17 protein-coding genes are annotated in these 20,733 nt (G+C 33.3%); 2 read left to right on the forward strand and 15 right to left on the reverse strand.

The genetic code is table 11. The annotated features are described in order from the left end of the window. The first annotated feature begins 30 nt into the window (after positions 1-30). The gene (locus tag ISP08_RS07900; protein ID WP_195718262.1) at positions 31-2,640 is read left to right on the forward strand and encodes a YfhO family protein; all 2,610 of its coding nucleotides are present in this window, start codon (positions 31-33) and stop codon (positions 2,638-2,640) included. A gap of 402 nt (positions 2,641-3,042) precedes the next feature. Here the strand turns inward: ISP08_RS07900 and rplS are convergent, their stop codons facing one another. From rplS to fapR, 14 genes are all read right to left on the reverse strand, one after another. Further along, positions 3,043-3,393, reverse strand: coding sequence for a 50S ribosomal protein L19 (gene rplS / locus ISP08_RS07905; protein ID WP_048794080.1), 351 nt, complete (start codon positions 3,391-3,393; stop codon positions 3,043-3,045). Positions 3,394-3,682: 289 nt separating this feature from the next. Continuing rightward, positions 3,683-4,417, reverse strand: coding sequence for a tRNA (guanosine(37)-N1)-methyltransferase TrmD (gene trmD, locus ISP08_RS07910; RefSeq protein WP_048794081.1), 735 nt, complete (start codon positions 4,415-4,417; stop codon positions 3,683-3,685). Further along, the gene (gene rimM / locus ISP08_RS07915; RefSeq protein ID WP_195718263.1) at positions 4,417-4,920 is read right to left on the reverse strand and encodes a ribosome maturation factor RimM; all 504 of its coding nucleotides are present in this window, start codon (positions 4,918-4,920) and stop codon (positions 4,417-4,419) included. The genes trmD and rimM overlap by 1 nt, the downstream gene beginning before the upstream one ends. A 173-nt stretch (positions 4,921-5,093) precedes the next feature. Next, positions 5,094-5,360, reverse strand: a complete 267-nt coding sequence (gene rpsP, locus ISP08_RS07920; protein ID WP_048794083.1) for a 30S ribosomal protein S16 — start codon at positions 5,358-5,360, stop codon at positions 5,094-5,096. 287 nt (positions 5,361-5,647) lie between these two features. Then, entirely contained in the window at positions 5,648-7,015 is a 1,368-nt protein-coding gene (gene ffh / locus ISP08_RS07925; RefSeq protein WP_048794084.1) for a signal recognition particle protein, read from the reverse strand. 16 nt (positions 7,016-7,031) lie between these two features. After that, positions 7,032-7,364 (reverse strand): putative DNA-binding protein, encoded by a 333-nt coding sequence (locus ISP08_RS07930; RefSeq protein WP_048794085.1) that lies wholly within the window; start codon positions 7,362-7,364, stop codon positions 7,032-7,034. Further along, complete coding sequence (gene ftsY / locus ISP08_RS07935; RefSeq protein WP_048794086.1) at positions 7,351-8,574, reverse strand: signal recognition particle-docking protein FtsY; 1,224 nt, start codon at positions 8,572-8,574, stop codon at positions 7,351-7,353. The genes ISP08_RS07930 and ftsY overlap by 14 nt, the downstream gene beginning before the upstream one ends. Next, the gene (smc, locus tag ISP08_RS07940) at positions 8,571-12,140 is read right to left on the reverse strand and encodes a chromosome segregation protein SMC (RefSeq protein ID WP_195718264.1); all 3,570 of its coding nucleotides are present in this window, start codon (positions 12,138-12,140) and stop codon (positions 8,571-8,573) included. The genes ftsY and smc overlap by 4 nt, the downstream gene beginning before the upstream one ends. Before the next feature lie 81 nt (positions 12,141-12,221). Beyond that, a complete protein-coding gene (gene rnc / locus ISP08_RS07945; protein ID WP_394372036.1) occupies positions 12,222-12,893 on the reverse strand; it encodes a ribonuclease III in 672 nt (223 codons plus the stop codon). Positions 12,894-13,128: 235 nt separating this feature from the next. After that, a complete protein-coding gene (locus ISP08_RS07950) occupies positions 13,129-13,362 on the reverse strand; it encodes an acyl carrier protein (protein WP_002462381.1) in 234 nt (77 codons plus the stop codon). Positions 13,363-13,533: 171 nt separating this feature from the next. Further along, complete coding sequence (gene fabG / locus ISP08_RS07955; RefSeq protein WP_195718266.1) at positions 13,534-14,268, reverse strand: 3-oxoacyl-[acyl-carrier-protein] reductase; 735 nt, start codon at positions 14,266-14,268, stop codon at positions 13,534-13,536. Then, the gene (gene fabD, locus ISP08_RS07960) at positions 14,261-15,187 is read right to left on the reverse strand and encodes an ACP S-malonyltransferase (RefSeq protein ID WP_195718692.1); all 927 of its coding nucleotides are present in this window, start codon (positions 15,185-15,187) and stop codon (positions 14,261-14,263) included. The genes fabG and fabD overlap by 8 nt, the downstream gene beginning before the upstream one ends. Before the next feature lies 1 nt (position 15,188). Further along, positions 15,189-16,166: a phosphate acyltransferase PlsX gene (gene plsX / locus ISP08_RS07965; RefSeq protein WP_048794091.1), complete on the reverse strand. Its 978-nt coding sequence runs from the start codon at positions 16,164-16,166 to the stop codon at positions 15,189-15,191. After that, positions 16,159-16,728 (reverse strand): transcription factor FapR, encoded by a 570-nt coding sequence (gene fapR / locus ISP08_RS07970; RefSeq protein WP_195718267.1) that lies wholly within the window; start codon positions 16,726-16,728, stop codon positions 16,159-16,161. The genes plsX and fapR overlap by 8 nt, the downstream gene beginning before the upstream one ends. A gap of 301 nt (positions 16,729-17,029) precedes the next feature. Here fapR and ISP08_RS07975 point away from each other — a divergent pair, with 301 nt between their 5' ends. Beyond that, the gene (locus ISP08_RS07975; RefSeq protein WP_195718268.1) at positions 17,030-18,613 is read left to right on the forward strand and encodes a M4 family metallopeptidase; all 1,584 of its coding nucleotides are present in this window, start codon (positions 17,030-17,032) and stop codon (positions 18,611-18,613) included. A gap of 70 nt (positions 18,614-18,683) precedes the next feature. Here the strand turns inward: ISP08_RS07975 and recG are convergent, their stop codons facing one another. Further along, positions 18,684-20,732, reverse strand: coding sequence for an ATP-dependent DNA helicase RecG (recG, locus tag ISP08_RS07980; RefSeq protein ID WP_195718269.1), 2,049 nt, complete (start codon positions 20,730-20,732; stop codon positions 18,684-18,686). Between the last annotated feature and the right edge of the window lies 1 nt (position 20,733).

The following is a 20,733-nucleotide window of genomic DNA, read 5'->3' on the forward strand; positions in this document are numbered from 1 at the left end:
AAAAGGAGCCTTTCAAATGAGGAATTGTATATGTTAAACCGTCTTTGGTCTAATAAAATAACGCGCTTTATCTGTATTTTATTGATGGGGATAATTGTTGCTATGCTTATTTTCACACCCTACATAATCAGATTTTTTAAAGATGGCATCATTTTTAGTGGTTCCGGCGATGGTGTCAGACAGATGATACCATTTCAAATGTATCTTTATCATCACTTTATTCATTTCGATAGCTTTTACGACCATTCATTTGGTCTTGGTGGCGATTATATAAAAGACCTTTCTTATTATTACGCTACGTCACCTTTTACTTATATTAACTTTATTGCTATTTGGATTTGTAGCCAACTATTCCATTTACAGCCTAATAGCATTATGTTTTGGCCTGGTAATCAACTTATCGTTGCTTTCGTTAAAACTGTAGTTACTTTTATGTTAGCTTTTTACTATTTTAACTATTTGCATTTTAAAAAATCTGCTACTTTTATTGCAGCATTGCTATATGGTGGCTCAACAATAGTTATTTATTTTAATTTCACATGGTCGTTCTATGGTGATTTATTAATATTTTTACCCTTATCGTTACTTGGTATGGAACGTTATTTCAAAGAAAAAAAGTTACGATTATTTATTTTTGCAGTCGCACTAACTTTATTTTCTAATTTTTATTTTAGTTATTTCGAAGCACTCGTGTTATTTGGTTATTTTATATATAGAGTAATCTGGAAACATGAAGCTGATATCGTAACGAGAAAGCAAAAAATAGTGACACTTATCATTGCTGCTCTATTGAGCTTAATGTCAGCTATTTGGGGATTTTATACAGGCGTTTCATCATTCCTTGCAAATAATCGTAAACCAAACCCTGATTTTCATATTCCAGCTGTTACTGATTTTGCACGTCAAACACATTTTTTCTCTAATGGCTTTTTTATAACGGTCACAATTTTTGCTTTAGTAGCATTATTATCATTTCAATTGTATCGACATTACTACTACCGTTTATTTGCCATATTTACATGGATAATGTTACTTGGTTCTCTGACACCTTATTTTGATAGTTTATTTAATGGATTTTCTACACCGGAGAGACGCTGGATATACGTGTTTGCATTAACTACTGGTGCTTTAATCGGTTTATTTATACATTATTTAAAAGACATAACTTTACGTGCTTATCTTATGGCATGTACGCCTGTAGTAATCGCAATAATTATCGCAAATATTTTAATTCAACATGAAAAATTAACTTGGATGTACATATGTCTACTAATTATGATGACGCTCGGATTAATTATTGCTCGAAAGCATTTATTAGATAAGCGTTGGCCACTTGCTATAGTCATTGTGCTATTTATGGTTCAACAAGCTATTTTAGTAAACGACCATCGTTATAATAATTTAAGAAAATATGAAACAACATTTTCACAGTTGAAAAGTCCAAACTACCATAATGCTACACTTGCTAAATCAATTAATAAAATAAATGAGTCACATCAAGACGATCCATTCAATCGCATTGAATTTATGACTCCTTTTTCACTTAACACACCGTTAATCTATCACTTTAACGGTATAATACTATACTCAAGTATTTTCGATGGCAGTATACTTAATTATTATGATAAAACCATGCAAATCAATATGCCATCAGATACAAATAGTACATATCGTATGTTATCAAATCGTGCTAATTTGATGGCTTTATGGAATGTGCAAGATCGCATCAAAAAATCTAATGATCCAAATTTACCATATGGTTTTAAACATACGAAGACGATTAAACCAACAAAGCAAACTCAATACGTGCACAGTAAAAATACGATTGCTTATCCGAGCGCGCACATTACAAATAAAGTGTATAACGCTCGTGATTTAAAAATACCGTTAGACAGAGAACAAGCAATGCTACAAGGTGTCACTTTATCGGACAAGGAAAAGGCAAATACTAAATTTAAGCCAAACAAAAATTTATTATCTTCGGCACAAGCGTCTTATATAAATGCACATAAAGCTAACAATAATTCTTTAATAGTTACTAAAAATAATGGCGGTATTCAATATAAGCTACCTCCAAAATTAGCTCATAAGTATAAAGACATGTATATTTCAATGGACTTAGTTTTACGTGCGCCTGATAAAAGACATAAAATATCTGTAAATGAATACGCTCAAAATCGTAACGAACTCACATATAAATATCGACGTGTAGTAAAGCCGATCACGATAAGAGTAAAGGCTAATGACAAGTTAAACCTCAAACTATCTAAAGGTAAATATAACTACAAAATACACGGTATTTATGGTGAAGATTATAAAACTTTACGTGCAAGCGCAAAATCACTCACAAAAATTAAAGTGTCACAACAAAGGAATGGCTATACATTGACTAACAACAAACAACGTAAAGGTTATATTGTACTTCCTATACCTTTCCGTGATGGTATGAAAGCTACTGCAAATGGAAAAACTGTTCCTGTCATGAAAGGAAATGGCATCATGACTGTGGTACATGCTAAACATGGTGAACAGCAAATTAAACTTACTTATCACCCACCACTACTGTGGCCTTTAATATGTATTAGTATTGTTGGCATTGTTTTAAGTGTGCTATTTGCACGTTGGATAAAACATCATTAAATAAAAGCACTGTCACTAGATAAATAGCGACAGTGCTTTTTAATATTATTTTGAAATTTATACTTGGTAAAAATTATTAAAGACTTTATCCAAAGTCGCAGCCCATTTTGCTTCAAATATTTTTAAAGAGTAGTAAGAAAATTAAAGCAGTATTTAGCAACATTGATTGGCTATACTGTTGTTGTAGTTATCATTTTGGCAGAACCAACTTCATTTTACTTAAATATTTCTCTCTTGCTGACATAATATTATCCATACAATTTTTCATTCTTGAAGTGATAATAAAGTTACGAAGCGGAGAAACAATTACAATTCGATAGTTGAATGCCATAATTGATTTTCTTTAAAAAGATCAAAAAAAGAGCCTTAAAATTAAGGCTCTTTCGCTTGTAGAAAAGCTGATTAGCGAATTTCTGGAATTCTAGCAGCTTTACCACGTAAATTACGTAAGTAGTATAATTTAGCACGACGTACTTTACCACGACGTTTAACTTCGATTTTTTCGATTTTAGGCGTGTGTAATGGGAAAGTTCTTTCCACACCAACACCTGAAGAAATTTTACGTACTGTGAAAGTTTCTGAAATACCTCCACCACGACGTTTAATTACTACACCTTCGAATACTTGGATACGTTCGCGTGTACCTTCAATGATACGTACGTGTACTCTTAAAGAGTCACCTGCACGGAAAGAAGGTAAATCAGTGCGTAGTTGTGATTTAGTTACTGCTTCAATCAATTTGTGATTAGTCATTTTCTATTCTCTCCTTCAACCTATGTTCTTGCCTAGACAAATATATAGCAGCGGATCATAGTGATTTTTCGTGTATCGCACACTTGAATTATATTAGCACATTGTTCATTGTTTTTCAATTGGTTTTTAAATTTCTAGTCAAAATAATATAAATCAATTTCGTAAAATATAAAAGTGATAAAATGAACAGTAATGGTCATAATACACTGTATTAAATTTATTATTTCCTGCTACATATACATTCGACTGCTTTAAAATTTTATTAAATATTTCTTTATGTTCAACAAGATTATTTAGATGACTGTCTGTTATGATTTTCTATAATTTTTTTATCTGCTTGCGTAAGCTCATAACGTTCTAATAAGTCAGGACGCTTGTCATATGTTCTAATAATCTTTTGTTCATGTCTCCAGCGTTCTATATTGGCATGGTTACCAGATAGCAGTACATCTGGCACTTTGTAGTTATTAAATTCTCTCGGCCTTGTATATTGTGGGAATTCTAATAAACCATCTTGGAATGAATCATCCTCATGTGATTGTTGATTCCCTAACACACCCGGAATCAATCTCACAATTGCATCTGTCATGGTCATAGCAGGCAGCTCACCGCCAGTTAACACATAATCGCCCATAGATATTTCATCGGTAACGAGATGTTCTCTAATACGTTCATCATAGCCCTCATAATGTCCACAAATAAACACGAGATGTTCAGCCTCGCTTAACTCTTGTGCAATTTGCTGACTAAAGGGTCTACCTTGCGGGCACATTAATATAACTCGCGTATTTTCGTTATGATCGATTGATTCCATTGCATTAAAGACAGGCTCAGGTTTTAACACCATACCTTGTCCACCGCCAAATGGATAATCGTCAACTTGTTGATGTTTGTTTTGAGCGAAGTCTCTAAAATTAATCGTATTAACAGACAGTACATTTTTATCTTGTGCTCGTTTTAAAATAGAATGGTTTAACACGCCATCAAACATTTCTGGAAATAATGTTAAGTAATCAATTCGCATTAATCTAACAGCCCTTCCATTGGAGTGATGACAATTTTTCTACCTTCAACATCTACTGATTTAACAACGTCAGCAATGTAAGGTATTAAATATTCTTTATCACCTTTAACCACCCACACATCATTTGCACCAGTTTCAAATATTTCTATCACTCGTCCTATAGGTGCATCTTCCTCATCAAACACTGTACAGCCTATGATGTCGGAATAATAATACTCATGTTCGGCTAATTCAATTTCTTCATGTTCACGTTCTTGAAGTAAAACTTCATTTTTTAAATGCTCTATATCATTAATATTATTAATACCTTCAAATTTCAACATATGAAAACCTTTATGAACACGATATGAGGCAATAGTTAATTCTATGTTCTTTCCTTGATGCTCAATTGTCAGTACTTCTCCTGGTTGAAAACGAGTTTCCGTAAAATCAGAGTTTGATTTTACTTTGACTTCTCCTTTAATACCATGTGTATTTACTATAGTGCCAACTTCAACTTTCATATTTTTTCCTCCGTAAATAAACGCTGTAGATTTAAGTACATTTTAATAAAATAATCACGTAAATTATACCATTATGTTAAAACTTTGAATATGTACTATAAATAAATCTTTCTCAAATAAAATAAAGAGAGTACCTAAAGGCACTCTCCTTATTATTACGAGTTGAAATCAACTTATTTTTGTTCGTCGAATTTTTTCAAGATTCCTTCTCTTGATAAAATGTTACGTACTGTGTCAGTTGGTTTCGCACCATTTTTTAACCATTTAAGAGCTAACTCTTCGTCGATTTTAACTTCTGGTGCATTTACATTGTTAGGGTTGTAAGTACCAACTTGTTCGATGTTACGACCATCACGTGGCGCGCGAGCATCAGCTGCTACAATACGGTAAAATGGGTTTCTTTTAGAACCTAAACGTGTTAAACGTAATTTAACTGCCATAATTATTTCTCTCCTTTAAATCTTTAATGTTTATTTTTCCACAAGCAATAATATAACAGTTTCCAATTACTTTGTAAAGAGTTTTCTCTTTACCATTATCAATATAAGAAAATTTATTTACTTTGTAAGATGATTTATTTCGTCAGTCCTATAAAGTCTATTTTATTTTATAATCTTTTACCTACACTATTAACTTAAAATAAAGGCAATTTCTATTTTAAAATTCAATAGAAATTGCCTTTATTAATTATTTAAAGTTATTGGTAATCAACGTTAAATTCAACAAATTAAAACGGTAAATTCATACCTTTTAACATATTTTCCATTTGTTGGCGTTTGCCTTTTTTACCTTTGCCACCGCCAGAAAATTGTTTCATCATTTTTTTCATTTCGTTGAATTGTTTCATTAAACGGTTAACTTCTTGTAAACTACGTCCTGATCCGCTTGCGATACGTTTTTTTCGTGAAACGTTTAGCGTGTTTGGATCATTTCTTTCACCCGGAGTCATTGATTGAATAATCGCTTTAATATGATCGATTTGTTTCTCGCTCATATTCAGGTTATCTAGGCCTTTCATCTTATTCATACCCGGTATCATTTTCATAATATCGTCTAAAGGCCCTAGGTTTTTAACTTGATCTAATTGTTCTAAAAAGTCATCTAAAGTGAATGAAGATGAACGCATTTTTTGTTCTAAATCTTTAGCTTTATCTTGGTCTACGTCTTGTTGTGCTTTTTCGATTAAACTTAAAACGTCACCCATGCCTAAAATTCTTGAGGCCATACGTTCTGGGTGAAATGGTTCTAGTCCGTCTAACTTCTCACTCATACCAACGTATTTAATTGGTTTTTGGGTCACAGAACGGATAGATAATGCAGCACCACCACGTGTATCACCATCTAATTTAGTTAACGTAACACCTGATAATTCAAGTTGTTCATCAAATGATTGCGCGACATTAACGGCATCTTGACCTGTCATCGCATCGACTACAAGCATAATTTCGTTAGGTTTTGTAATCTCTTTAACATCTTGCAACTCGTTCATAAGCGCTTCGTCAACATGCAATCTACCTGCCGTATCAATAATGACAAAGTCTAAATGTTCTTCTTTGGCATGTTTTATCGCATTTTCGACGATTTGTTGTGGTTTTACTTGGTCACCTTCACTGTAGACAGGAACATCAATTTGTTTACCTACAGTTTGAAGTTGATCAATTGCTGCTGGACGATAAATATCGGCAGCAACTAACATTGGTTTTTTGTTGTATTTTTTTCGCATTAATAATGCTAATTTACCAGCAGTTGTTGTTTTACCGGCACCTTGTAAACCAACCATCATCACAACTGTAGGTGGTTTATTTGCCATTGTAATCGTACTATTCTCTCCACCCATAAGTTGAGTTAATTCATCTTGTACAATTTTTATGACTTGTTGTCCAGGTGTTAATGATTTCATAACATCTGAACCTAATGCTCGATCTGACACTGTTTTGACAAAGTCTTTTACTACTTTAAAGTTAACGTCGGCTTCCAATAAGGCTAATCTCACTTCACGCATCATCGTTTTGATGTCAGCTTCAGTTACTTTACCTTTGCCTCGGATTTTTTGCATCGTCCCTTGCAAACGTTCGGACAATCCTTCAAACGCCATATCGATTCCCCTCCTTCTAATCTATTTGTTCTAGAGTGTTTATTGCTTCTAACACTTTTTCAGAATCATTTATATGTTGTTTTATTTCTTCATACAATGCTTTTCTTTGCTCAAAGTTTTTATAAAGTCCTAGTTTAGTTTCATAATCTTCTACTAAGTCGCCAGTTCTTCTTATATTATCATAAACTGCTTGTCGACTCACTTCAAAAGTATCAGCAATCTCACTTAACGAATAATCTTCTAGATAAAATAATTGCAAATAGTTACGTTGCTTTTCAGTTAATAGCGCTTGATAAAAATCAAACAAATAATTCATACGCAACGTTTTAACGAGATCATTTTGAGCCATCTGTTGAGCCCTCTTCATCTAATGTTGAACTTTCATCTGTAGCTTCTTCAGGAAGTTCATCCACATTTTCTTCAATCATATCGGCAAATAGTCCATAAACATAACTTTCTGGATTGAATGGCTGTAAATCATCTAGTTTTTCGCCTAGTCCGACATATTTAACCGGAATATGCAATTCATTACGTATTGCTAAGACGATACCACCTTTAGCTGTACCATCTAATTTAGTTAAAACGATACCTGTCACATTTGTTACGTCTTTAAATGAACTAGCTTGTGATAAAGCATTTTGTCCCGTCGTAGCATCTAAACATAATAATACTTCATGCGGTGCATCAGGTATAGAACGGCCGATTACACGTTTTACTTTTTCTAATTCATTCATTAAATTAGATTTATTTTGTAATCTTCCCGCAGTATCACAAATTAAAATATCTACACCTTTATTTTTAGCGGCATTGATAGCATCATACATTACTGCCGCTGGATCAGAACCTTCAGCTTGGCTTACTACTTCTACACCAACACGTTCGCCCCAAACCTTAAGTTGTTCGATAGCTCCAGCTCTGAACGTATCACCTGCTGCTAGCATTACTTTTTTACCTTCAGATTGATAACGATGTGCTAATTTACCAATTGTTGTCGTTTTACCAACACCGTTTACACCAACCATTAAAATAACGTTTAATCTATCGTCTTCTAGGTTCATTACTTCAGAATGTTCGCTATCTTGGTGATAAATTTCTACAATTTTTTCGACGATAACTTCACGTAAATCAGCCGTTTCTTGAATATTTCTACGACGTGCTTCTTCACGTAATTCATCGACTAATTGCATTACAGTATTAAAACCAACATCGGCTGTAATTAACATTTCTTCTAATGCCTCGAAGAAATCCTCGTCAACTTTACGATATCTGGCAATTAAATTGTTTAACTGTTCTTGGAAATTTTGACGTGATTTTTCTAAACCGGCTTTGAATTTCGCACCTAATTGTTGTGCTTCAATTTCTTCAAAGTCTTCGATGGAAATCATACCATCTTCATCAAAATCTGCCTCTTTTAATTTTTTCGGTTTCTTTTTAGGTTGTTCTTCTGTCGATTCAACTTCGCTTTCGTCTGTCAAAGTATTATCGAGTTGATTTTGTTCTTGTTCTTCTTGTTGCTCCGCCCCAGAGAATTTATTTTTTAAGCGTTTGAAAAAACTCATGCTTGTTCCTCCTTCATTACTTCGTCAATCGTATTTAAGTTCACACTCACAAGTTTAGATACTCCTGATTCTTGCATTGTAACACCATATAGTCTATCTGAATATTCCATCGTACCTTTTCTATGTGTTATGACTATAAACTGAGTTTGATCGGATAAATTATTTAAATAATTAGCATATCTAATAACGTTTGCTTCATCGAGTGCCGCTTCTACTTCGTCTAGTATTACAAATGGAGCAGAACGAACTTTTAATATTGCAAATAGCAACGCAATCGCACTTAGTGCCCTTTCGCCACCACTTAATAATGATAAGTTTTGCAGCTTTTTACCTGGTGGTTGCACTATAATATCAACCCCTGCAGATAAATAATCATCATCAGTTAAGCGTAACTCTGCTTGTCCTCCACCAAATAAGGTTTTAAATACTTCAGTAAAATGCCCTTGTACAGCATGGAAGGTTTCTTTAAAACGATCTTTTACTTCTTGGTCCATTTCATCAATAATTTGTTCTAAAGTCATCTTAGCCTCTCTTAAATCTGTGCGTTGTTCATTTAAGAAAGTATATCGTTCGTTGATTTCTTCAAATTGTTCGATTGCATTTAGATTAACTGGTCCAAGTTCTTCAATAGACATTTTCGTTAATTTAACTTTTTTACGTAACGTATCTATGTCTTCATCTAATTCGTATAAATCTTTCGCACGTTCAAAAGTTAAATGATACGTTTCACTTAAATGATCGATTGCATGATTAATTAATACATCAAGTCTAGATTGTTCTGATTTTATATCTTGATAGCTATTTTCTATAGATAAGATATCTCTATGTGCTTCTTGTAATAATGCATCTGTTTCTTCTACCGTTTCATTTAACTGACTTCGTTGTTCTTTTATTTCGGCTAGCTTAACAGTTAACTTTTCTTTCTCTGCTTTACTATCGTCGATATTTTGTTGAACGTTATCAAACGCTTTTTGACCTGTCATATCTTCAGAATTAAAGAAATTAATCTGTTCTTCGATTTTTTGTTGTTGCTCAGTTGTTGAAGTAAGTTGTTTATTTAAACGTTCTTCTTCTTGACGTTGACTCTTCAATCTTTCTTTAACTACTGCTAAATCAGATTGTTTTTGATGTAATTGTTGTTGTGTTTGCGTAGTATTTTCTTTACCCTCTTTTGACAATTTAGTATACACATCAATATCTTTCTCTAATTGTTGTAAAGCGGATTGAATTTCTGCTAATTTTTGCTTTTTATCTTCTAAAGTTTGGCGACTCGTTTCACTTTGGTAACCATCATTTTTCTCAAATTCAAATTCTTCATGTTCATTTTTTAGATGACTTTCACTTTTACGCAATTTATCTAATTCTAGCTCATACTCGTGAACGATTTGTTTCACCTTATTATACTGCTGGCTCAAATCAAAATAAGATTCGCTTAAGCTATCTGATTTTTCTTTTAAAGATTTATATTCTTGTTCAAAATTAACTGTCTGTCTTTGATAGTCTTCCAGTTGTTTGCGCATTGAATTAAGTTCATCTTTTTGGGCTAAAATACTCTTCGTTTTTCTGTCGCCACCACCTGTCATAGATCCGCCAGGGTTAACAATATCACCATCTAAAGTGACAATTCTCGTACGATAACGTATGACTCTTGCTAATTCATTAGCGTGTTTTAAATCATCCACTATAATTGTGTTGCCTAATAAGTTTTGAATGACTTTTTGATATTTATCATTTGTTTCCACGCCTTCTGCAGCAATCGTTACGAAACCATCAGACTCTTGTGCTGCTTTACGAATATCCATTCCTAATTGTCGTGATTGCACAACATTTAACGGTAAAAACGTCGCACGTCCTAAACCATTTTGTTTTAAGTATTGAATCGCAGCACGTCCATCTTTTTCAGTATCTACGATGACATGTTGTAATGAAGCACCTAACGCAGTTTCAATAGCCTTTGTTAAATTTGAAGGTACTTGAATAATTTCAGCAACCGCACCATGAATACCAGATAATTTTTGTTCCTTAGCCTTCAAAATATGCTTTACGCCATTGAAGAAATAACTATAGTCTTCCTGTTGCGTTGCTATGCTATCAATTCGAGATTTTAACTTTTCGTTATATCTGTATGCTTGGTGTAATTTATCTTCATATTCAGTTTGTTGTTGTTTAGTTGCAGTTAATTGCTTTTCACAAGACTTTAACTCTTTATCTAGATTATTTAATTCACGTTGTTTTTTGTCATATTGTTGTTGCTTATCGTTAATTTCACTCTGTAACGCTTTTAATTGATTATAGGCTTCAATTAACCTGGAGTCTAATCTAGATTGCTTGCTTTCATTTTCTTGAATCGTATGTTCTAAAAAGCGAATATCATTATTTACATCAGATTGTTCTGATATCAATGCATAATATTCATCTCTAATAGCTTCTAGTTTTTCATCATGTTGTTCATCAGAAACATAAAGTTGCGATTCGATTTGTTCGATTTCTTTAGTTAATTGTTGTTGCTGCTTACTTAATGCTGTACGTTGCTCTTTTGCTTTTGCAAGTTCTTGTTGTAACTGTTCAATTTGTTCTGCTATATTTTCTTGTTCTTCTTCAAAACGCGCATTTGTTTCAGATTGATTTTTTTTACGTTCTTCTAAAACATTGAGTTGCCCCGTATATTTTTCAACTTCTTCTGTCGCTTTCACTAATTTATAGTTAAGCGATTCTATTGTGTCGTCTAATTGCTGGCGTTCAGCCTTATACTTGGTAATCGCATTTGAATGTTGAACTTTTTGTGCTTCTTTTGTCTCTTGCTGACTTTTGAGGTTATTTAAATTATTATCTAATCTATTAATGTTGTCATTATATTGCTTAATGTCGTGTACAGTAACAAGTACATCACTTTTTTCCATTTCTTTAGACAAATGTTTATATTCTTTTGCAATGGCTGCTTCTTCTCTAAGTGGTTCTACACGTCCTTCTAAGTCGTATAATATATCTTCAACTCTAGTTAGATTATCTTCTGTTTGATCTAGCTTTTGCACCGATGCAGTTTTACGTTTTTTATATTTTAATACGCCTGCAGATTCTTCTAGTATTTGTCTTCTATCAATCGGTTTTGCATTAAGAATTTCATCCACTCTACCTTGAGAAATAATACTAAAAGCTTCTTTGCCTAAACCAGAATCTAAAAATAAATCTACTATATCTTTTAAACGCGCTTTGTCATTATTTAAATAATACTCGCTATCGCCGTTTCTATATAGACGACGCGTCACGACAACTTCTTGCTCGTCAATTTGTAGTTTGCCAGATTTATTATCCAATTTAAGTTTAACTTCGGCATAATTTTGAGCTTTACGATGTTCAGCACCTGAAAATATAATATCTTCCATTTTAGCGCCACGTAAAGATTTGGCAGATTGCTCTCCTAATACCCATTTGATGGCATCAGTTATATTACTTTTTCCACTACCGTTTGGACCTACAATCGCCGTTACACCTTTGTCAAAATGTACACTCGTATGTTCAGCGAATGACTTAAAACCAAACGTATCTATCGATTTTAAATATACCATGCTATTCTCCTTAATACATTACCAACTCTACATAAGCGTCTTGACCTATTTGCGCTAAGTAATTGTATCTATTTAAACATCTTAAACTTTAGTTACCATCGTTTTGTAGGCACTTTCAGCTGCCTTTTGTTCAGATTCTTTTTTAGTTTTACCCTTACCTTCAGCTATAGCTGTATTTTCTAAAATTACTTCTGAAGTAAATAACCGATGATGCGCCGGACCTTCTTCTTTGATTAGGCGATAAGTTACATCACCTTTATTTTGTTGGTGTACAAATTCCTGAAATTGCGTTTTGAAATCGATAACGCCATCAAGTTCATCATCTTCAGCAAATGGAAAAATGACGTTCTGCGCAAAATACCATACAGATTCTAATCCTTGATCTAAATATAGAGCACCTACAAATGCTTCAAAAGCATCCGAAACTAATGAAGGTCTCGTACGTCCACCTGTTTTCTCTTCACCTTTACCGAGTAAAATTAATTCATTTAATTGTATTTTATTGGCAAATATTACAAGTGAGGGTTCACAAACTATTGTTGCACGCATTTTTGTCAGATTACCTTCTGGTAAGTCGGGATATTTATCAAATAAGTAGCGTGAAACCGTCAATTCTAATACCGCATCTCCTAAAAATTCTAATCGTTCATTATGGTCCAAACGATTCATATTAAAATCATTAATAAAACTTGAATGAGAAAACGCTTGTTGATACAACTCAACATTGTTATACGTTAAGTTTAATTGTTCCATCTTTTGTGCAAACCTATCTTTGAAGTCATTAATTATTTCTATCTTTTTGTTGTTGGTCAATACCTTTCCTCCTAAACTTCGTAAACTTAGTCATACATATATAATTTTACGTTAAAACAAGGAAAAACTAAAGGAAAAACCTATAGTATTTCTGTATCATATTTAGTTGTTTACCATCACAATTTAAAGTCAATAAAAAATCTGAACCGAAAGAAACGGTCCAGATTTTGATTTATTATTTTTCAAGGCTGTTAATGAAGTTAACAGCATCACCAACAGTGTTGATTTTTTCAGCTTCTTCATCAGGAATTTCAGTACCAAATTCGTCTTCTAATTCCATTACTAATTCAGCGATATCAAGTGAGTCAGCACCTAAATCGTCTTTAAATGATGCGTCAGCAGTTACTTTATCTGCATCAACACCTAATCGATCAACGATGATATCTTTTACTTTATCGAAGTTTTCCACGTCGATTCACCTCCTTTAAAAAGAATATACATAGACTTTATCATTTTCCCATTTTATGAGGTGAAATACAAGCGTTATTTCACCCTATTTGTAGTTAAATTTCAGAAAATTATGTGGCTAAGTCGTATTATAAAGGCAACTATTATTTTTAACAATAATAGTTCTGCATACTTACATGTACATACCGCCATTTACGTGAATTGTTTGGCCTGTGATGTATTTAGCTTTATCTGAAGCCAAGAATGCAACAGTATTAGCAATATCAGTATCATCACCAAATCTTGACAGTGGGATTTGATCTAACATTTGTGATTTCAATTCTTCGCTTAAAGCGTCAGTCATATCTGAAACGATAAATCCAGGCGCTACAGCATTAACAGTAATGTTTCTAGAAGCTAATTCACGTGCGCTCGATTTAGTTAAACCAATTACGCCTGCTTTTGTTGCTACATAGTTAGCTTGTCCAGGATTACCTACTGCACCTACAACGCTCGATAAGTTAATGATTGAACCACTTTTTTGACGTAGCATTTGTGGCGTTACTTTTTGAATACAATTAAAGACACCTTTTAAGTTTGTATCGATGACATCGTCCCATTCTGATTCTTTCATACGCATTAATAAATTATCACGTGTAATACCCGCATTATTTACTAAAACATCAACTGAACCAAACTGATTCACAACTTCTTTAATCATAGCTTTAACTTCATTACCATCTGCTACGTTAGCTTGAATTGCAAAACTTTCTACATTTTTTGCTTTAATTTCTTCTACAACTGCTTCTGCTTTTTCTTTACTTCCTGCGTAGTTAACCGCTACATTGTAGCCTTCTTCTGCTAATTGTAGCGCTATACTACGTCCAATTCCTCTTGAAGCACCAGTTACTAATGCACTTTTAGTCATTTTCATTCCATCCTTTTAAATCTTCAATAGTTTGAATTGAAGTTAATTTTACGTCTCTATTGATTTTTTTAATCAATCCAGATAATACTTTACCTGGTCCAACTTCGATAAAGTGATCAACACCTTGCTCAATTAACCATTCCGTTGATTGAATAAATTGTACAGGTGAATATAGTTGCTTAATCATGTTTTGTTTTATTACTGCACTATCAGTCTCTGGTTGAGCGTCAACGTTTTGAATGACTGGGAATTGTGCATCGTGCCATTCAAATTGATCAATATATTGAGCAAATTGATCTTCTATTACTTGCATCATTGATGAATGGAAAGGTCCAGATACAGATAATGGCATAACACGTTTAGCACCTAATGATTTACCTTCTTCTGCAAGTTTGTCTATTAACGTTTTATGTCCAGACACAACGATTTGTCCTGGTGCATTAATATTTGCAGGTTCGATAATTTCATCATCAGTAGATAATTTTTTACAAATATCATCTACTTCGTCGTAGTCCAATCCAAGTACAGCAGCCATGCTACCGACTCCGTTTGGAAATGCTTCGGCCATAAGTTGACCGCGTTTTCTTACAATTTTCACTGCATCTTCAAATTTTAATACACCGCTCGCTACCAAACTTGAATATTCGCCAAGGCTATGCCCCATAGTATAATCCGCATTCAGATTTTCTAACGCCTCATATAAAGCGACACTATGTGTTAGTAAAGCTGGTTGTGTATTTTCTGTTTGTCCTAACTTGTCTTCGCTATCAGTAAACATTGTCTCTAAAATATCAAAGTCTAGTTGTTTTGCGGCTTGATCCAATACCTCTGATGCATTGCTATCAACGTTATATAAATCATGTGCCATGCCTACTTTTTGTGACCCTTGTCCTGGGAAAATTACAGCTGTTTTACCCATTTTATTCACCAACCGTTTCTCTCATAGTTTTAACAATTTCTTGTTCTCCGGCAATTTTAGCCTGTCTAATTGCAGAGTAAAATGCTTTAGCGCTTGAACTACCATGTGCTTTTACTACGATGCCGTCTAATCCAAGTAATACCGAACCACCATATTCTGCGTAGTCCATTTTACGTGTTAAACCTTGTAAATCTTTGCGTAATACTAAAGCAGCCATTTTGTTTTTGAAACTACTTAGTAGTGTTTCTTTAAACATTTTTCCAAAAGCTTTAGCTACACCTTCAAGGTTTTTTAATATCATATTACCAGTGTATCCATCTGTAACGATAACATCAGCAGCATCTTCCATTAAACCTTTAGCTTCGACATTACCATTAAATTTAAAGTCATTTTGTTCTTCCATTAAATTAAATGCCTTTTTAGTTAAAGCATTACCTTTTGCTGCCTCTGTTCCAATATTTAATAGACCCACAGAAGGTTGTTCAATGCCACGAATTTTTTGAGCATAAATGTTTCCTAATTGGGCATATTGTAATAAATGTTCAGCTTTAGCATCAGCATTAGCACCAACATCCATAAAGACGAAACCTTTACCAGAAGTTGTCGGTAACGTAACGACTAACGCTGGTCTAGAAACACCACTAATACGTCCAACAATAAATAAACCAGCTGACATTAATGCGCCTGTATTACCTGCTGAGACACAACCGTCTGCCTCGCCTGATTTTACAGCTTCAGCCATACGGACCATAGAACTATCTTTCTTTCTCTTTATTGCTCTTACTGGTTCATCGTCCATTGTAATTTCTTCAGCACAATGTCTAACTTCAACACGTTCGTGGTTTAAATTACATTGATCTTTATCACCAAATAATATAATCTCTAAATCTTTAAAATCATTAACTGCTTTTTCTACAGCTTCAAGTACAATTTGAGGTGCATCGTCCCCACCCATCATATCAATTGCAATTTTAACCATTTATTTCATCCTCACTTGTATAATACATTTTGAAAGTGCCACCAAAAACTTGTTGTTCTTTAACGAATGATTTCACTTCAATAATATAATATTTTTCTTTATATGCTACAACTTGTGCTTCTGCAGTTACGATATCATTTAATTTGACTGTTTTTATAAATTTAATATTACTCTCTTTTGTTAAAACGACTGGTTTATGTATTAAAGCTACACATAGTGAATTGGCTTGAGCAAATAGGACATGTCCTCTAGCAATTAAATTACGAGAAAAAACTGAATCTTCTCCTATATTAATTATAGAAACTGCATGTTTATCTGGCTCAACGTTTATAACGTCACCAATGATTTCGCTCCCATCAATCGAACGAATTCTATCATGATTTTCTTTAGCAACATTTTTTATTCGTTTGCGTAATTCTGGAATATTCAAGTTTGTGCGATCTAAACGTATTGTTTGAATACTTACATCAAACTTTTCACTTAAATCCAAATCAGTAATGAAGGGATTTCGTTCTATTTCTTTTTTAATTGAGTTTCGTCTTGCTTGCTTTTTTAATTTCACAAAAGCCCTCCTTAATGATTTTTAGTACCAAGTCTTAAACATTCCTAACATATCATAACACTTTCTATTTTAATTGCTCAACAATTATGTGATTTATTTGTTTCGCTCGCTTCTTTAAACCTTTGAGTATTTATATTTTAACAATACTTCGTAAATTTATAATTAATAATAATTACTTTTCAATTACATATTCAATTTATTATTGTGAATATTATTTAAAATATGTATAATTTAATTAATTTAATGACAACTATTATGTATTGCCAAACACACACATTTTTTCTATTTCAAGGGGGACATTATGAAAAAATTTTGGACATGTACAATTGCTACTTGTACGTTACTCACTTTAACTACTAACTATGCTAACGGTGCTGAGCAAACACAAACAAATAGTATAACTTCTGAATCTTTAACTTCCATAAAAAAACAAACTGTAAATAACGATGCTTCTGCAGAACATCTACTACAAAACAATGCTAAAAAAATATTAGAAAAATCATCTTCAAATGTGCAACCGGCCAAATTACCAGAGGCATACAATCAATATACTGTTATTAACAAAAAAGAAGACAGTACCGGGGTTACACATTATGAATTACAACCCAAAATACATAAAGTAGTAGCATCTGATAGCGTTATAAAAGTTCATGTCGATAAAAACGATAAAACGACGCTAGTAAATGGAACATTAAACAAACCTTATCTCAATGTTAATAATAAAATTTCCCTTACTAAACAACAAGCCGAAACTAAAGCATTTGAAGCCATTGGATTAACAAGAAATCAAGTGAAAAATATAGATGGCTACAAAGTGATAAACAATAATAAATTAGACATTAACAGTGATAAACAACGTTACGTTTATAATGTGGAAATCAATTATTCTAGTCCTTATGTCGCGCATTGGAAAATCCAAGTAGACGCAACAAATGGTGCCATATTAAAAAAAGATGACATTATTGAAGAAGCTTCTGTAAAAGGTAAAGGTACAGGCGTTAATGGTGACATTAAAAAGCCATTAAACTTAACCTCTGCAAAAGTTAAAGGCAAAACACAATATACGTTAAACGATACATCACAAAAAGCAAAAATGAATACAAAAACAGCTAATAATACAACGACTTGGGCGCTACCTATCACCAATACAACTAGTAATTTTAACAAATCATCACAAAAAGCAGGCGTCGATGCCCACTATTATGCTAACGAAATATATCACTATTATCTTAAAAAATTTAACCGTAATAGTTATGATAATAAAGGTGGTCGCATTGATTCATTTGTACATTACGGTAAAAACTTTAATAATGCCGCTTGGACAGGACAATATATGATTTATGGTGATGGCGATGGCAAACAATTTAAAGCATTGTCTGCTTCAAAAGATATTATTGCGCATGAATTAACACATGCAGTTACCGCACGTACAGCTAAATTAATTTATAAAAATCAAACAGGGGCGCTTAATGAATCTATTTCCGATGTATTTGCCTATTTTGTTGATCCGAATGATTGGTTAATCGGTGAAGATGCTTATACGCCTAAAATAAAAGGCGATGGCATACGTAGTATTTCTAACCCTGAAAAATATAAACAGCCAGCACATATGAAAAATTATTATAACAGCCCAAATGATAGTGGTGGTGTTCATATTAATAGCGGTATCCCTAATAAAGCTGCGTATCTAACCATCAAGGCAATTGGTAAAGATAAGGCAGAACGTGTCTACTACTTAACTTTAACTCGCTATTTAACACCTAATGCCAAATTCCATGATGCTAAAGTTGCACTAAAAAAAGCTGCAGCACAATTATATGGTGCTAAAAGTAAAGAAGTTACAGCTATAGATAAAGCTTGGAATGATGTAGGTGTAACTAAATAAAATTACATGCATACAAAGAAATACTCGTTCAAAACGCATTGTCTTGAGCGAGTATTTTTTATTACCTTAGTTAATCAAAACTCATATAAAGTAGATTACGTTCTATAAAATGTCTTAATCGATCATAGTCACTCGAGAAAAAGTCACCCGATTGAATCAATTCTGCAGCTTCATCTCTTGCGACTTCTAGCATTTTATAATCTTCGACTACATTCGCCACTAAGAAATCAGGCAAACCACTTTGCTTCACGCCGAAGAAATCACCAGGGCCCCTCATTTCAAGATCTCGTTCACTCAATTCAAAACCATCAGTTGTTTGAGTCATAATATTCATACGCTCAATACCGACTTCAGTTTTCGGGGAAGCAATTAAAACACAGTAACTTTGTTGATCGCTTCTTCCTACACGACCTCGTAATTGATGGAGTGTTGATAAACCAAAACGGTCTGCATCATATATCATCATGAATGTCGCATTCGGTACGTTGACTCCTACTTCTACAACAGTCGTTGACACAAGTATATCTATTTCATGATCGCTAAAACGTTGCATCACAGCATCTTTCTCATCGCTAGATAACTTCCCGTGTAAGATACCTACACGTTGTTCGCCATAATAATCTTTCAACGATTCAAATAAAGCGACGACATTTTGTACATCTTCTAAATGCTCTGAACTTTCAATCAGCGGACAAATAACATAAGCTTGCCTACCCTTTTTAAGTTCATTGGTCATTTGATTTAATACATCTTCATACGCTTCGTGTTTAGACCAACTCGTTATGATTGGCTTACGACCACGAGGTAATTGTTTAATTGAAGAGACATCCATTTCACCAAATACCGAAATAGCCAACGTCCTTGGAATGGGAGTAGCCGTCATAAATAGTACATTTGTCATTGCACCTTTTTCTCTTAACAATTGTCGTTGATTTACTCCAAATCGATGTTGTTCATCGGTAATAACTAACCCGACATTGTTAAAAACAACATCTTCTTGAATGAGTGCATGCGTACCAATTAAACAATCTATAGTTCCTTCTGCCAATTGTTGTAATAACACCTTACGTTTCTTTCCTTTGACCGAGCCTGTGAGTAAGGCCACGTTCATCGTGTCACCAAATAAATCAACAAGACTTTCGGCGTGTTGTTCGGCTAGTATTTCTGTAGGTACCATTAAGGCTGATTGATACCCGGACGTTTTCAATGCATACATACATATTGCAGCCACTACGGTTTTGCCGGAACCTACATCACCTTGTAAGAGTCGATGCATTCTAATAGGTGCTTTTAAATCTCTAAATATTTCATTAACACTTGTTTTTTGTGCGTCTGTTAATTCGAACGGCAAATTATTAATAAATTGTTTTACTTTATCGATATCGTAATCGATTTCTACCGCTTCATCAGACGTCTTTTCCAATCGATTTAACCATTGCATTCTTAGTTCAAATAAAAATAATTCGGTAAAGGCATAAGTACGTCTTGCTTTTAATAATGATTGTTTATCAGTGGCAAAATGCAAAGATTTCAATGTTTGTTCTAAAGTTTCTAGTTTGTATTTATCTCTCAATTCTTGAGACAACCATTCATGTATTGTAACTTCATTAAACACTTGTCGAATCATGTCACGTAAAGGTTTTTGTTTAATGCCTTCTTTAATTCTGTATACAGGTTCAAACTGTTCATCTTCATTGATGTTCTCTTCATTGAAAAACATTCTATTGCCATTAATTTCTTGTTTGTTACGCAACCATTTTCCTTTTACAATTACTTGACCATGTAACTCTATTTTCTTTTTCAAATACGGTTGATTAAAAAATACACATTTGACTGCTATATTGTTCACCATTAAATGAACTGTCAATTTGGATTTATTACGACCAAAAAAAGCGACAGTTGGAGATGAGTATACTTCACCTACAACTGTCACTATAGATTGATCTTCAGCCTCAGTTAAGTCAATTATAGTATTATCTTCATAACGTGTTGGTAAGTATAAGATTAAATCCTCAACTGTATTAATATTAAGTTCATTTAACACTGCCAACCGTTTAGGACCCAATCCCTTAATTTTAGATAATGGGAATGGACTTTCTATTAAATTGACTTTTGACATG

The sequence above is a fragment of the Staphylococcus lloydii genome (assembly GCF_015775975.1).
GTDB classification, from domain to species: domain Bacteria; phylum Bacillota; class Bacilli; order Staphylococcales; family Staphylococcaceae; genus Staphylococcus; species Staphylococcus lloydii.